This window comes from Psychromonas arctica DSM 14288 (assembly GCF_000482725.1).
GTDB lineage: Bacteria > Pseudomonadota > Gammaproteobacteria > Enterobacterales > Psychromonadaceae > Psychromonas > Psychromonas arctica.
This window is the reverse complement of record NZ_AXWP01000036.1, coordinates 1-15,956: the sequence shown is the minus strand read 5'-3', so window position 1 is coordinate 15,956 and position 15,956 is coordinate 1. Positions and strand designations below refer to the sequence as shown.

General features: G+C 32.8%; 9 protein-coding genes. 2 read left to right on the top strand and 7 right to left on the bottom strand.

All coding sequences use genetic code 11. From position 1 onward, the window contains the following. Positions 1 to 3,591: 3,591 nt before the first annotated feature. The gene (locus H592_RS0105535; protein WP_028867901.1) at positions 3,592 to 4,167 is read left to right on the top strand and encodes a porin family protein; all 576 of its coding nucleotides are present in this window, start codon (positions 3,592 to 3,594) and stop codon (positions 4,165 to 4,167) included. An 803-nt stretch (positions 4,168 to 4,970) separates the two neighbouring features. Here H592_RS0105535 and H592_RS0105530 read toward each other — a convergent pair. From H592_RS0105530 to H592_RS0105515, 4 genes are all read right to left on the bottom strand, one after another. Further along, positions 4,971 to 6,254 carry a KAP family P-loop NTPase fold protein gene (locus tag H592_RS0105530; RefSeq protein ID WP_028867900.1) on the bottom strand — a complete coding sequence of 428 codons (1,284 nt, stop codon included), beginning with the start codon at positions 6,252 to 6,254 and terminating at the stop codon, positions 4,971 to 4,973. A gap of 780 nt (positions 6,255 to 7,034) precedes the next feature. Then, on the bottom strand, positions 7,035 to 8,414 hold the full coding sequence (locus H592_RS21565; RefSeq protein WP_084296207.1) for a hypothetical protein: 1,380 nt from the start codon (positions 8,412 to 8,414) through the stop codon (positions 7,035 to 7,037). 18 nt (positions 8,415 to 8,432) lie between these two features. After that, positions 8,433 to 9,590, bottom strand: coding sequence for an iron-containing alcohol dehydrogenase (locus tag H592_RS0105520; protein WP_028867899.1), 1,158 nt, complete (start codon positions 9,588 to 9,590; stop codon positions 8,433 to 8,435). 364 nt (positions 9,591 to 9,954) lie between these two features. Continuing rightward, on the bottom strand, positions 9,955 to 11,394 hold the full coding sequence (locus H592_RS0105515; RefSeq protein ID WP_028867898.1) for an NAD-dependent succinate-semialdehyde dehydrogenase: 1,440 nt from the start codon (positions 11,392 to 11,394) through the stop codon (positions 9,955 to 9,957). Between the two features lie 866 nt (positions 11,395 to 12,260). Between H592_RS0105515 and H592_RS0105510 the strand changes: the two genes are divergently transcribed. Next, a complete protein-coding gene (locus H592_RS0105510) occupies positions 12,261 to 13,625 on the top strand; it encodes a sigma-54 interaction domain-containing protein (RefSeq protein ID WP_028867897.1) in 1,365 nt (454 codons plus the stop codon). 182 nt (positions 13,626 to 13,807) lie between these two features. On the opposite strand, the gene H592_RS0105505 is transcribed toward H592_RS0105510, so the two are convergent. The 3 genes from H592_RS0105505 to H592_RS21560 all read right to left on the bottom strand — a co-directional run. Further along, the gene (locus tag H592_RS0105505; RefSeq protein ID WP_037071008.1) at positions 13,808 to 14,299 is read right to left on the bottom strand and encodes a GNAT family N-acetyltransferase; all 492 of its coding nucleotides are present in this window, start codon (positions 14,297 to 14,299) and stop codon (positions 13,808 to 13,810) included. 319 nt (positions 14,300 to 14,618) lie between these two features. After that, a complete protein-coding gene (locus H592_RS0105500; protein WP_037071005.1) occupies positions 14,619 to 15,545 on the bottom strand; it encodes a glutaminase in 927 nt (308 codons plus the stop codon). Positions 15,546 to 15,703: 158 nt separating this feature from the next. Continuing rightward, the coding region (locus H592_RS21560) for a transposase domain-containing protein (protein ID WP_037071003.1) at positions 15,704 to 15,956 on the bottom strand (253 nt) is incomplete at its 5' end.

The following is a 15,956-nucleotide window of genomic DNA, read 5'->3' as shown; positions in this document are numbered from 1 at the left end:
TAAATATTTTTATCAGCCAGTTACTACATTAGAGCCCTATACTAGATAACAATAAATTCGGTAGTTGGCTCTGAAGGAATTAAGCCTGAAGTAGTGACACGAATTAAACCATAAAATTTTTTATTGATGTGTCACTATATACATCCCCAAAAAAGTTTTTAAATAAGTTTAGCCTATTCAAAAAATATTAATTCTTATACCACTTGCTGTTGTCTTGCTTGGACTTTCTGAAGGAAAAAATTACAAGCTGCTATAAAAGAGAACGGGTATTAAAATTTAAGTTCATAACCGGTAATAGAGACCTGTGAAAATATACTTATAGGCCTGTGCTGTTATTCAGTAATTGTTAAGTTAGAGAAAAATATAATTTAAAATCAGACGAATAAATAATTAAAGTTTCTAAATATGTAATTGTAACGTGTGCGTAATATTGTAATTGATAGGGTGGCTGTCAATTTTTTAATTTTTTAATAAATACATAAATACATAAATACAAGATAACAAATATAAATCTTGGCAGTAACGATACAACTAAACAGATTTCAATTCACTAAAGGCTGCATGACACATAAGTTTATTTTTATAATAAATGAAATAAAACTATAAAACATAATAACTAAATAATTTCATGGACTATCAATAATAGATAGTCTGCCATCTATGTGTGATATTTAAAATAGATAAAATAACCAGACTATGTTGTTAAAGTAATATTTTTAAAGACACTTTGTTAAAGTTATTTTATTAAAATTTACTTAACCTGAATTAAATTTTATGCGTGCGTGTCATTAAAATAATTAATTCAGCTATCTATTAAATAAAAAATTAAATGGAGAATGCTAAACTTTAACGATCATTGAATAACATCTGGCTTTATAGGTAACTGGCATATAACAAATAGTTAATTTTAAAATTCCAATAAAAAATTACCCACAATGTTTTGTTATCAAAAAAGTTAAAATAATAATATCAATAAAAGTAATTAATTTTTAAGTCGTAATAACATTAGATGAGAAATTAGTATTGAAGCAGTAATAACAATTAAATTTTATTAAACATTAAAATAATTTTAAAAGCATAAGGATTAAGTATTGGCATTAACGTTAAAAAATAAAAATAGTATTTATCTAAAGTAATAAAAAATATTCTGGTCTAAGAGCTGACAATAAAAAGTAGTTAGGCATGATATTTAACTAATTAAAGATAAAAAGTTATTTATTAATGGCTCTGAGATTTCCTACTTATAGATAAATGCCTTGATAACATCTCAGATTTCAACACAGAGCGCCTAATTTATAATCAAATTTAGCAATGTTGATAGTAAAAAAATGTTTTCAGTATTTATAAGGTAATTGTCGGGTATTTACATTAAGAAATAACAAAATAAGTAGTTTTAACTATCTAAAACTCATGTGATAAATGTAATAAGCTAAGCTAACAGTTAATTTTCAAGTTACGAGTTAACAATATAATAAAGAAAAATCACAATTAGGCCGACAATAGCCAAATGAAAAAACTAGTTAATGACTAAGTAATGGACTCATTATTAGCCAGTAGTATTAGCTAGCAGTAATGAGTAAGTTTAATAAATAAGGAAACGAGTATAAACGACATAATAGAGATTAACTTGGAAATAATTATTCAACTTAGCGAGAGTTCATTAAATACGTACGCGATATTTAATTTCAAATAAAAACAACAGGTTAATTAGTAACTATAAAATCTTACGGTTGAGGAAAATCTCATATTGAATGATTTTTACCACACAAATACCATCTAGCCACAAGCATTAACATGACTTCGTGTAATGTATATTATGTTAAATAGGGTTTTAATATAGCTATTCTCAATATTAACTTGTGTCAGTGTAAATTAAGAATGAGATCCAGTATCACCTTAACTTTCTTTTATTTACCATAATCCTATTTAACATAAAATGTATAACCTACTGTTATCCTTTATGTTTTTTGTGCTTTTCAAGCTTTGGCGTTTATAACTAATCCGCTTGTTAAATAAGACTATGTAAATTAAGTATGAGATCACTTATTAGCAGTCTGATATTACGTAGGCATAATTAAATAATTTGAATTCCTAAATTCGTATTTAATTTAAGCTTGGCCAGGCTTGACCAAACCTAATTAATCATCGGTATCTGCTAACAAATGTTTACATATATTTTCAGCTACCAGATTAACCTTAAACTCTTGTCATTAAGTTTTACTTTTGAGTTGTAATATCTTCTAAACATTAACTTGAAAGTATTACAGCTTCCCAAACTGATAGTTCAGGAAGTTTACCTACTTTAAACTGCTGCTATCTGTTCTTCAGGCGATTCAACTACAGTTACTTAATCAGTTTTTTCATGGAAAATATTATTAATATACTTAATCACACCTTATTGATATGGATACTTTTAAATAACCTAATGATCAACTATCACATTAACTAGCTTTATAGTTTTAATATTGTTCGAATATTTTTTATTAAAAAATTAATCTTAATACTAATTTCTATGCCATATAGATTAATGTTTGAATTCTAATGTTTTCTACAACATTAACTTACAGCAGCTACTTAACTATTTTTTCAATGAAAAAATAATTAATACACTTCATCACCCATTGATGTAGTTATTTTTAAATAACTAATAACTAATATTGTACAAATTTTTTTTTCATTAAACTTGGCTTGTAATAATTTTACTTTACGATTAGTAAAATAAAATTATTACTAACTAAATAAATAAATTTTATTGGCATTAAAAAAACTATTTACTCCCCAATATTTTTATAGATAATGACAATTTCTTTTCCTATATTTTCAAGACAACCTCATAACCAGAACCAACTTTATTATTAGTAAAAAGTTTATCTTCAATGATAGGATATTTATTTATCTGATTTTAACTACATGCTATTCATAAAAATATTAATCTAACTGCCCTTCTATTTTTTAAAAATATTTCTAGAGTGTTCAGTTGAAACTCCTGATGCAATAAACGAAACGCAACTCACTGTTTATTAAATTTTTAATGCATTGTTATACAATTCATATGGTGATTAAACATTTAAAATCGATTTTATATTTTGAAATGTTACATCGTCAGTTACAAAACTGACATTAAAGCTGTATTTATTACTCAGAACTATTTTCAGTGACGTATTAGTCAACTCGATATTTTTGATTAATTCTTCCAATAAAGGCATGGTAATCGACAGCGACATATTTAAAGACCAAATAGAAAAATAACGGGTGAAAGTATGCATCAAAAGAAAATGGGACGCCCTTTTAAGGTATAAAATAATAGAATAAAGTTTACTTTGACCTCACTTATCCTTTGAAAATATTACAATTTAATCAGAAAAATTTACCATTTTACGTTACCACAACCTCATTGAGCGAGTAAAAAAAAGCAGTATGATTGCATATATATTGTTCTCCAACATTCACTCAAAAAAAATAAACAAACGTAACCCATTGATATTAAGCAAAATGTCAAACTAAGATAAACAGCTCTCGGTTACTTTTATAAAGTTGGCATCCATTTTGTAACTAGTTAGATGTATTTACACAATTAACTAGGAGTATCTTATGAAAAATACGATTATTACTTTAGCTGGAATTATTTCGTTAGCCTCTGTTAGTACTTTTTCTCACGCTGATGACTTCAAGAAAGACGTAGCTGAACATGGTATTTATGTCGGTGGTAATTATGGTTACCTAAAAGTAGATGGCGAAGATGATTTTGACGACAATAATGATGTTCTCCAGGGTATAGTCGGTTATCGCTTTAACAACTACTTAGCTCTAGAAGGTAGCTATATTGATTTTGGTAGTTACGGCAACAACTTATCTAGCGCTGAAACAGATGGTTATACCGCTGGCTTAAAGGTGATATTGCCTGTTGCTGATCGAGTAGAGTTGTATGCTAAAGGTGGTCAGTTATGGTATTCAACAGATTATAACGTGGTCGGATTTTCTGGCAATAAAGATGATGAAGGTGTATTTGCTGGTGCGGGTGTAGCGTTTAAAGTAACAGAACGTTTTTTAATTAATGCCGAGTACACTTGGTATGATGCAGAAATTAATTTGGATAATGTATCTAACGGTTCCGATACAGAAACAGACTTTAAGCAGGCTAGTATCGGTGTTGAATATCGTTTCTAGTGATAAGTAGAATGATTAAATTAACTACTTAAAAGTAAAGTCCAAAGGGTGTAATACAAATTGTATTACACCCTGACCAGAATAAACCTCGCTTGCCAAACCTAATAAATCATCTGTATGTAGTGGTACAGTATAGACTAACGTTTTTGAAAATTTTCCGCTACCAGATTAATCTTAATACTAAACTCTTAGCATGAAGTTTTACTTTGATTGTAATATCTTCAAACATAAGTTATTGAAGTTACTTAATTTTTTGTAATTGAAAATAATTAGGTAAGACACTCCATCACACCTTATTGATGTGGGATATTATTAAATGACTAGTGATGAACAGGTTGTATATGCTTATAGTTTCATACTGTTCAAATATTTTTTACTAATTACACTTGGCTTGCGATTAAATTTTTTACTATTGGAAAAACAAAATAAATTTTTAACTAACTAAATTTTCTGGATATCAAAAATCATATATACACACCAATATTTTTACATATAGTAATAATATTTTCTTATCCTAGATTTACATAATAAATAAGCTCATAACCAGAAAAAATTTTACAGTTGATGAAGAATTTTCATTTAAATAACGGATATTTTATTTTTTATTTTATTTTATTTTATTTTAACGATATACTATTCATAAAAAATATTAATCTAACAGCCCTTCTATTCTTCAAATAATATTTATCGAGCGTTCAGTTGAATCTCTTGACCATTAAGCTGACAAAAATAGTCGGTTAAAATGTGTAGCGAAACGAAATCCGCTGTTTTTGTTCTATTTAAAAGCCTTATAGTTTTATACCCTACTCGACATCTGCAGGTAGTTTAAATATAGATACAATAGTACATGCTTCTTCAAAAGCTTTAACGTAATATACATTAGATGCCTTTTGCTCAAGATAATCAGAAAAATATTTGTCAAAAAAATTGTACACCCATTTTTGAGAGTTATTTCCATTTAAAGAGTTAAAACTACCACCTTTAACACTTTCAAAAAGTTCTCTATTTTTTACTTTGATCATGGCAGCAGGCAAGAAAAATCTAAACAGTTCTAATCCATCGTTTTGAGGTAAAGAAGCAAAACAAAAGCTCACATAGCTGAAAGCCCGCTCAATTTCACGACTATTCATTTTTAAGTGTTTATCTGAACATAAGGAAATAAACATGTTTCTTAAATATTCGTCGCTAGGAAGTTGAATATCAAACTCATCGACAAAACTGTTAAATAGTAATTTATAAGAACTTTCTTGATACTTACTATCGATCATTGGTAATTTTGCTTCAATATGAATAAATTTTTCTAAGTATTTAAATGAATCTTCAGCGTCTACACCATATACACTTGAAATAATTTTAGACAATTGTAATTTATTGTAAGAAATAACAAAAATAACATTCTTAGCAAGAAAAAGATGTTTTATCTTTTCTAAGACTTCAACAGCAAAATTTGGTCTACAGCGATCAAGTTCATCAATGAAAAACACGACTTTTTCATTCTCAGAGCAAACTGACTCTAGTGCTTTAACGTAAGATTGAATACTAGTTTTAGAATTCTCATATGCCTCAAACTTTTTGTTTAAATCGAGTTCCAGAGTGTCAAATGTCACAGAGTTAAATGCATCAGACGCAAATTTTTCTAGCTCAGAGCTGCCCACAACCCCGGCAGTCAATGACCTTACAGCTAAATTAGTCCCTAGTTTAACTAACTCTACTGCAGTTTTTTTTGTTACACTTTTCAAGTGTGTAATTTGTATTTTATTTTTGTTATTAAGCCCTTTCTTTTGGAAATGCTTTTCCACTTCATGAGATATTGTTGCTCCTATGGACAAAAAAGTATCACTTGAAAAATCATTAGAAAATGCATCATAGTAAATTGGAATCAAATTATTTGAATACTTTAAATCATAAATTAACTGATGAGTGAATGACGTTTTACCTTCGCCCCAACTTGCGTCAATTGCTAGAACAAATCCACCATCTGTATTTGTAAAAATATTTTTCAAGTTTACAGCAAACTCTTCACGTCCAAAAATATAGTTACTATTTTTATCAATTCTTGTCGCATGATGATTAATTGCTAGTTTCATGAATCCCTCAAAAAATATAATGAGACTGTAGAGTTTCTCGTTCTCAGCCCGAATTTTAGTTATAAAAATACAGTATTTTATATTTGCTTGATATTCAAATAGATTATTGAATTTTTAATAGATGATTGATTAAATCGAGTTGTAAAGGCTTTTATGAGGCTAATTAGGTTCTATTATGGAGGTTGAAAGTCTTAAGCCTTGTGTTTAACTTCTCACTGTTTTGAAAAATGGATAAGACGATATATTTGTCATTGACGATTTATTAGAAATAGGATTTATCTTGGCCGTGCAGCGTAAGTTTTATTCACCATAATATTATTACTCTTCTTTAATCATACCAAGTAGTATATTAACAAGATAACCAGAAACGATCTGATTAAGTTATTTTTTATGCTCTAAACTTTTCAAATGAGTCAGCTTGATACCTTGAAGTAGCAATGGCAAAGCAATAACCAATCGTTAACGATGGACGAAAATAAGTCAAAAGGCAGCTAATAATTAGATTTATATAGGTTAATATACGTTTTCTAATCTCTGAATAGCTGATATATTTTTGGAGAATAACGATAACCTGCGTAGGTAATTGAATTTTTCATCAGCAGATTATCGCATAATTGATTTAGAGGTTGATAACACCACAAAGCTACCTTTAGATTTCCAATTGAACAATGCCTGTCGACATTGTTCATCGGTACTCTAGTCATCAAGTAACTCCGAGAAGCTATATCTTTCTTGAAATAGTGGAGCTTTATGGTTTATCAGGAGGCAGTATCTAATGAATTATTTTTCCAAATGATTGAATAATAAATTTGGTTCTTCTTCTGTACTAACTTCTTTTTTGTAAACACCTTTTTTAAAACCATAAATCAGAGGCTTAAATATTTTGAATCCATAGATTAGCACACAAATTGCAGTACCGACTGCAAATGCCCAAGCAGCCCCTTTGGCAACAAGTACTCCAGCAACGATACCACTAATCCCTAAATCCTTTTCACTTTTAGCTTCTAATATCCCAACTTTACACGAAACATACCCTTGTATAATCATGGTCAGTGCAAGTGCTATACCCAATATAGGTTGAACAAGTGACACGATAGGAAGCATTAACAACCCACAATTGGTCCCTAATCTAAAAGAACCAACACCAGAAATCATACTCTGCATTGATTTTTGACCTTGCTTATAACGTTGGCATATTACAACGGTCATCGCTGACCACAAAGGACCCGCCATTGTAGGATCTGGCGAAATTCCTGAAATGATTAAGTTACGTGCGCCAAAAATAATATGAGCTCGATTAGGGCTATAATTTAATGGTTCATCTGGGCGAGCTGATTCTGCATCATCTAAGATTGCTTTGGTTTGTAATACGTCACCAAACAAAACTAAATAGATTGCCATTACAGTGGGAATAGTAAAAATAAATGTCTCAAGTGGAGGGAATCCAATACCATAAACTGAATACTCTCTAAATAACGTTCCAAAATCAGGTGATGTAATTCCCCACTCAATCGTTGGCCAAGGAGCTTCCCCAAATAAAGGAGCGATCACAATAGCTAAAACTATAATCGGGAAAATACCCAAATTATTAATAGACATGAAAAATCTATTTTTTTGCGATAATTCTTTAAAATGGTCAGAAAAAATCAAATAAAATGCTAAACCAACCGCAATTGAAATGGTGTAAGGGAAAATATCAAATCGACCACCAAGTTTAAAAACAGCAAATACTGATGCAATACCGGCTCCCATGATTATTCCAGAACGAATGGATGCAGGAACAGCTTTAATTACAGGTAAAGCCCAGCCAGTAACGCCAAGAAAAACAGATAAAAAACCGACCATCATCTGTAATGCCATTAATGCATGTATTCGTTCAGTGCCTTCAGGAAAGACCGACACAAAAGCCATTATCAAGGGGATTGCTGGTGTTATCCAACCTGGTACAACACCATCATTAAAAGTAGCATGTAATAAATAGAATAAGCCATTAATGAGAACAACACCTAAAGCGACCTCCATGGGCATACCAAATAATGATATGAGCAATGGTATTGCCGCAAGATCTACTGCGCACATTAGTAATCCCTGGCAAAAATCAGGAAATTCAAAACGGTAATTGATAAACGGTAAGTTTATTTTAAATTTGTTATTTGACATATATATATCCCTTTATAATCAAACGGTTGCTAGATAAATAGATCTGACATCATCATGAGTCATTTTGTACGGGTTATTACGTAATAATCGTTCCACTTTCATTGCTTCAGTAGTCATATACTCAACATCAATATCTTCAAGAGGCACTAAATCAGAAATTTTTTCAGGAATGTTTACTGCGCGACATAACCCATGCAGATGGCTAATTAACGTTTCTGATACATGATGCAATTTACCTTTATCAGACATATCGTCAGCCGGAGTTTCTAACCCCATAGCTTCAGCAATATCAGTAAATTTAACCAGCGTTGATAGAGTGATGTTATATTTCAAAACAAATGGCAACAATAATGCATTTGAAACACCATGTGGAAGATGGTATTTACCCCCCAATGGATATGCAAGCGCGTGCACCGCGCCAACGCCTGCATTGCCAAATGAAAGCCCAGCTAACATACTGCCCGTTGCCATACTTTCTCTAGCGGCTAAATCATCGGGATATGTGTATGCTTTCACAATTGAATTAGCAATTAGGCTTACAGCTTTGATGGCTAACGCATCTGTCATTGGCGTTGCGTTATTTGATGTATACGATTCAATTGCATGAACTAATGCATCCACACCTGACGCTGCTGTTATGTTAGGAGGACAACTTAGTGTCATTTCAGGACTTACAATACTAAGTTCTGGTAAAAGGTATTTAGAGACAATACCTTTTTTCATATCACCAACACTAAAAATAGATATTGCAGTACATTCACTTCCGGTACCAGCCGTTGTAGGAATTGCAATCAATGGAATACCTGCGTTATCGACTAAATTCTCACCAAATAATTCTTCTATCGTTTTGTTTGATTTCGCACAAACTCTACCTGCTTTTGCGACATCTAAAACCGACCCTCCCCCTATTGCTACGATACAATCAAAATTACCTTTCTTGATGACATCAACACAAGCAACTAAATCTTCCAAAGCTGGTTCAGGAGGAATATCACTAAAAATTGTAATATCTGAGTCTAGTAATAAGTCCGTAACTTTAGCTATAATGCCTACTTTTAATATGTTTGAGTCAGTAATTATCAGTACTCGATTTAGGTTTAACTTAGACAATTTAAATGTGTTCTCATTTAAACACCCTAAGCCATGCATAATCTGTTGAGGAGAATTAAATATCATCTCTACGTTCCTTTTTAATTATTTTGATTTTTATTGAATGATCAACACTTAGATATAAAGCCCATAGAGGCCCCGTCACCGCCCCCCCCAACAATCTTAGATTGAGTGTTTTTTACACCTTCTTCCCTCCACATCATCAAACATGGATAAATTACCCCATATTTTTCCAACGACGTTTCAGTAGACTTATTTATTTAAAAAATTATCTTTAAGTGCCGATAGATTATATTTTCTGAACCATTCACTAAGCAGTTCACCAATATGTCTGCTCCACCCTATTCAAGGTGCCTACACTAAGTGTATTAAAAGAAAAACATTTGATTCCATTCATCATGTTTTTCTGAAATTTATTATCTTTTATTAATTAAATAGCGCTACATATGTATTTCATTTCAAGATAGTCTTCTATGCCGTATTTTGAACCTTCTCTTCCTAAACCTGATTGCTTTACACCACCAAAAGGTGCAACCTCATTGGATATTAATCCAGTATTATGGCCAACCATTCCATACTCAAGCGCTTCTGAAACACGAACCATACGACCATGATCACGAGTATAAAAATAGGCTGCAAGTCCGAAAATAGTATCGTTTGCCATCGCAACAGCTTCTTCTTCAGTATCGAAAACAAACAACGGAGCCATCGGTCCAAAAGTCTCTTCTTGTGCGACTGACATGTCAGATGTAACCCCAGTTAAAACGGCTGGTTGTAGGAAAAGTCCACCTAAACGCTGTCCTCCAAAAGCTAACGTGGCACCTTTAGTGACTGCATCTTGAATTTGTGCTTCTACTTTTATAATCGCTTTTTCTTCGATCATAGGGCCAATATCTGTTCCTGCTTCTACGCCATTACCGACTTTTAATGCTTTAACTTTTTCTGTTAGTTTATGTGCAAACGCGTCGTATACACCCCGTTGTATTAATAAACGATTTGCACAGACACAGGTTTGACCTGCATTACGATATTTAGATGCCATAGCACCTTCCACTGCTTTGTCTAAATCAGCATCATCAAAAACGATGAAAGGTGCATTACCGCCTAGCTCCAAGGAAACTTTTTTTATGGTTTGTGCACATTGTGCCATCAATAAACGTCCGACTTCGGTAGATCCAGTGAAAGACAATTTCCTAACCACATTACTGTCAGTTAATACTTTTCCAAGCTCGCTCGCCGAACCTGTAACCACTTGAAAAACGCCATCTGGGATTCCCGCTCGCACAGCCAATTCTCCGATAGCCAGTGCGGTAAGTGGCGTTAAATCAGCAGGACGTACTATCATAGAACAGCCTGCTGCAAGAGCCGGTGCAGCTTTACGAGTAATCATTGCGGCTGGGAAGTTCCATGGTGTAATAGCGGCGGTGACACCAATTGGTTGGCGAATAACGGAGAGTCTTTGATCTGTTCTTGTTGCTGGAATTGTGTCTCCGTAAATGCGTTTTGCTTCTTCTGAAAACCATTCAATGAAAGACGCAGCATAGCCAATTTCACCTTTTGCTTCAGCCAAAGGTTTACCTTGTTCGATAGTCATCAGTAGTGCTAAGTCATCAGTATTTTCGACAATTAGTTCGAACCAATGTCTTAGGATGTTAGAGCGTTCTTTTGCTGTGAATAATGCCCACTTTTTTTGTGCTATACGAGAATATTCAATAACAGCAGGAATTTCCTCTGGAGAAAGGGCTGGAATTTCAGCAATGAGCTCACCTGTTGCTGGATTTAATACGGGGAACGTTGCTTTTGTTTTAGCTTCTATCCATTTACCATTTACCAAACAACGTGTTTTTAGAAGTGACATATCATGTAGCATGAGCCTGACCTTATTTGTTATTATTTATATAGGAACTGTATAACTTGAATAAGTAAAAACGAGCGCTATTTTTAATTCAAGTTAAACGGTTTTCCATACAAAGCAACTTTGAAGCCAACCTGTCAATATTAAGTTAAGTTGTTGATTTACATTACTGTAACATTTAAATAACATTTGAATAACTTGATTTTATCTCAATATATCGATGAATTTATGCATCAAAAAGTAGTTTTTGATGATGTTTTTCATCGCGCATGGAAAGTGGCTAAAGCGTGTGAGAATTAGTTTGCTTTTGGTTCCGTGCAGATGAAAAATGATATTTGAGGTGTTTAATAAAAGCATATTTTAATGGGACTATCTCATCGGAGCCACTACAAGAAGAAACTTAAGTGTTATATGTACTACATCTATTTTACAGTTATTAAATCACACACATATAAGATGTATTCTATACGGTTTCTTGTTAAGAAAGATCCCCCTCTAACCTTAGAAGTTTGTTCACCTAATATCACCTTCGTAATTAGAATCTTTTATTACCTTAGACTTAGACAGGTTTTAATAGGTCACTCTTTCCGTATATTTTGCATTATTGTTGTTAATGTTTAATTTCATAGTGAAGCATCGACCAAGCAGTTCGAGTTTTGTATTAGCTAATGCAATTTAATTTCACTTGCCCCAAATTAATCTCTCAACTTAAGTAACGAGTAAAAATGGCTTTATTCTTTGTATGATAATTATTATCACTTTTTTACAGTAGATAAGTCGCAAATAGAATGGACTTTTGTTCTCTAAGTTTCAGATATTTAATATAATTATTTTCAGGCTTACGTTTTGTTGGCGCTTTCTAGGAAAGTAGTGGAGTAAAAATGGTATTTGGTAAAGACTTACAGAGAATAATTGATGCTCTTAGTGATGGCGTTTATATAACTGATGGTAACGGTATAACCATTACCATGAATAAGTCCTATGAAAAGATTACTGGATTGCCGAAGGATCGCTTAATTGGTCTTCACATGTCTGAAGTGGTAGAAGGTGGTTTCATCTCGAGTTCTGTTTCTCTCGAAGTTCTTAAGGAGTTGCGTGTTGTGACCCTGATTCAAGCTATCGATGGTGATCATAAGATATTTGTTACAGGAACTCCGATGTTTGATAAAAAAGGCAGTATTGAGTATGTAGTAACTACAGTAAGAGATATTACTGAGCTTCTACAGGCAAAGCGTACTGAAGATCAGCTTGAACAATTATTAAAATTAAGAAGTTTATACGATGGATCTGATGCAATCGATGATAATCAAGAACCCCTAATTATTAGTCGTAATACCAGAGCTTGCTATGAATTAGCAAAAAAAGTTGCTACAACTAATACTAAGATACTTATTCAAGGTGAAACTGGTACAGGAAAAACACTATTAGCTAATACCATTCATAAATATAGTAAGGTTTTTGATGGTCCATTTATAGAGCTTAATTGCACAGCTATGCCAGAATCTTTAATGGAAGCAGAGCTTTTTGGATATATGCCAGGGGCATTTACTGGGGCTTCAGCAAAAGGAAGAATTGGGTTACTTGAAGCGGCTAATAATGGTACTTTATTTTTAGATGAAATTGGTGATTTGCCATTAAGTCTACAAGTTAAATTACTTAAAGTTATTGCAGAAAATCGCTTCATACCAGTTGGTGGCAATGAATTTAAGGTCACAAACTTTCGTTTAATTTCAGCTACACATCATGATTTAAAAACACAAGTAAATGCAGGTTTGTTTAGGGAAGATCTATTTTATCGGTTAAATGTTGTCCCTATAAAATTACCTCCACTACGAGAAAGAAAAGATGAAATCGGTCCACTACTTGAGTACTATGTTCAACATTTCAACAGTATGTATGGGCTAGATTGTCACTGGCATAAAGAAGTTATTACACAGTTAAGTAGATATGAATGGCCCGGCAATATTCGTGAGCTTATAAATCTCACAGAGAGATTAGTAGTTACGGCCGACCAATCATTGATTACTCTGCAGCAACTCCCTGCTGAATTTAACTTGGAAAAAACTTTTCTTTGTGAAAAAAGCTCTTTAAAAGCTCAAGTAGTAGCACTAGAGCAAAAGTTAATATATGAGGCAATAAAAGAATATGGCACTACTCGGTCAGCTGCTAAAGCACTTTGTATAGACCAATCAACTTTAGTAAAAAAACAAAAACGCTGGAATTCCAATAAAGAAAGCGTCGAGTAATCATAGATAGATTCAATCTTGAATCACATAACCATTAAGCAACTAATGCAACTTATCAGCTTGACCTGAACAAGATACTTAGAGTCACCCATATACTAAACAGCTTTGTTAGATTATTAAATAGAGGATTATAAATATCAGAGCTTAGCCCTTACATTAACTCATTATGTTTATCATGTGTCTTACAATGCAAGAGACATTTCATGCCAACTAAGACCTCCATGATCAGAATCTGATTCCCCTAAATGAATAAAACCATATTTGGCGTACATGTTTATCAGCTCGGTTTGGCATATCAAATAGATTTCAGTTTTTCCCATTGCCTGCATTGCGTTTATAAAGTTTCTCATTAGCAAACTAGTAAAGCTTTTACCCTGATAATTAGGATGAATGACAACTGACATTATTACAATGTATTTACCCTCAGGGTCATGACCAATTAATTCCTTGAACTCTTCATCGGACAGCTCGACTGTATGTGTTGCACCAGAATTAATGAATCCAATAATTTCTTTTTCGTTTTCTAAAACAATAAAACCTTCTGGGTAGGTTTTAATTCTTTTTAATACTTTTTCTTTTGTAGCCGCCTCTTCACCAGCGTAAGCATCATTTTCGATTTCAAAGCATCGATCTAAGTCACAGACCTTTGCTCTACGAATAACTAGTTCAGACATGTAAAACTATACTCCTAAGTTGCCGCTTAAGTAGGTTGCTGAATCTTTCATCTTCAACCTACTTATTTCGTTCTTTAATTCAAATCATAACTGACAATAATTGCATTTAGTTGATATTAAGTTGCTTATTCTATTTTCATTCCTGGTTTCTTAAATTGTTCCACCATAAGATCCAGTATTACCTTAAATTTCTTTTAATTAAATTCTATTTAAACACCTGAACGTACAGTTTAAATTTCATATAGCAGCTAATATTCATATAATTTTTTATTATCATTACCAATTCATTTGAAATAGCAGTTTTCATGACTAACCCAGATCAAAATATAGAGCATTGTGTTTTGGTCGTGAGTGCTTCAAGCACCTTCATTCCTTTGTAAGAATTACCTTTGGCATTTAACTTTGGGCTCCATACTGCAATACAAAATTTACCAGGGTGTATGGCTACAATGCCACCTCCGACTCCACTCTTACCAGGTAAACCAACTCTAAAAGCGAACTCACCAGCTTCGTCATAAAATCCGCACGTTAACATCACTGAATTTATTCGTTTTGTTCTTGTAAGGCTAATAACCCTTTCATTTGTAATAGGATTTATACCACCAGAAGCAAGGAACATAAAAGCATTAGTCAATTCTTTACAAGTCATTTCAATCGAGCAAAGGTAGAAATACAGGTCTAAAACAATATCTACATCGTTATGAATATTACCGAAATCTTTCATTAAATTGACTAGTGCATAATTACGATAACCACACTTTTTCTCTGACTCTGCTACTTTTGCAGAATAGTTAATACTATCAATGCCTGATATTTTTCGAATAAACGCCAGTAAGTCTTCCTTTGGGTCATCCAAACAAGTAACCAAAATATCACAAATAACAATCGCGCCAGCATTGATGAATGGATTTCGTGGGATGCCCTTTTCATATTCTAGCTGCACCAAAGAATTAAAAGGTGAACCAGATGGTTCAACACCAACCCGACTCCAAAGATCTCCTCCCATAATTTTCAACGCTAATGTCAGTGATAATACTTTTGCCACACTTTGAATTGAAAATGGTTCGTCAGCATCACCAAATGCATAGTGTTGGTTATCAACAGTAGTAAGGTGAACTCCCAGCTTAGTTGGATCAACCTTACCTAATTCAGGTATATAGTTTGCGATCGCACCTAGGTCATCAACCTCTTTGAATTCAGATGCAATTTCAGAAAAAATATGATGATAATCGATTGTATTAATCATTTATGCATTGCTCCAATGTATTATATTGAGTGGCCGTTAGGCGTGTTATGAAATTGAAGTTTTAGCTATTAGTAATGCTTGTATATATTTTATTAAATAACAACTATTTCACCAACTGATGTTACACCGTAAGCGTAAATTTAACCCACCTGCACGAATTAATGCCAGTATGCTAAGTGCTCATTTTTAACATTCCATGGAAGTAAACTCTCAAACTGCTCAATTGTTTCAACCAATGGTAGTTCTTTGATGATATATGACAGGTAAGCATACGGCTCAAGTTCATTGGCTTTCGCGGTTTCAATCATACTGTAGATCGCGGCGCTTGCATTGGCTCCTTTGACGCTGTTCGAATGCAACCAATTCTTGCGGCCAACAACAAACGGGCGAATAGCATTTTCAGCCGCATTA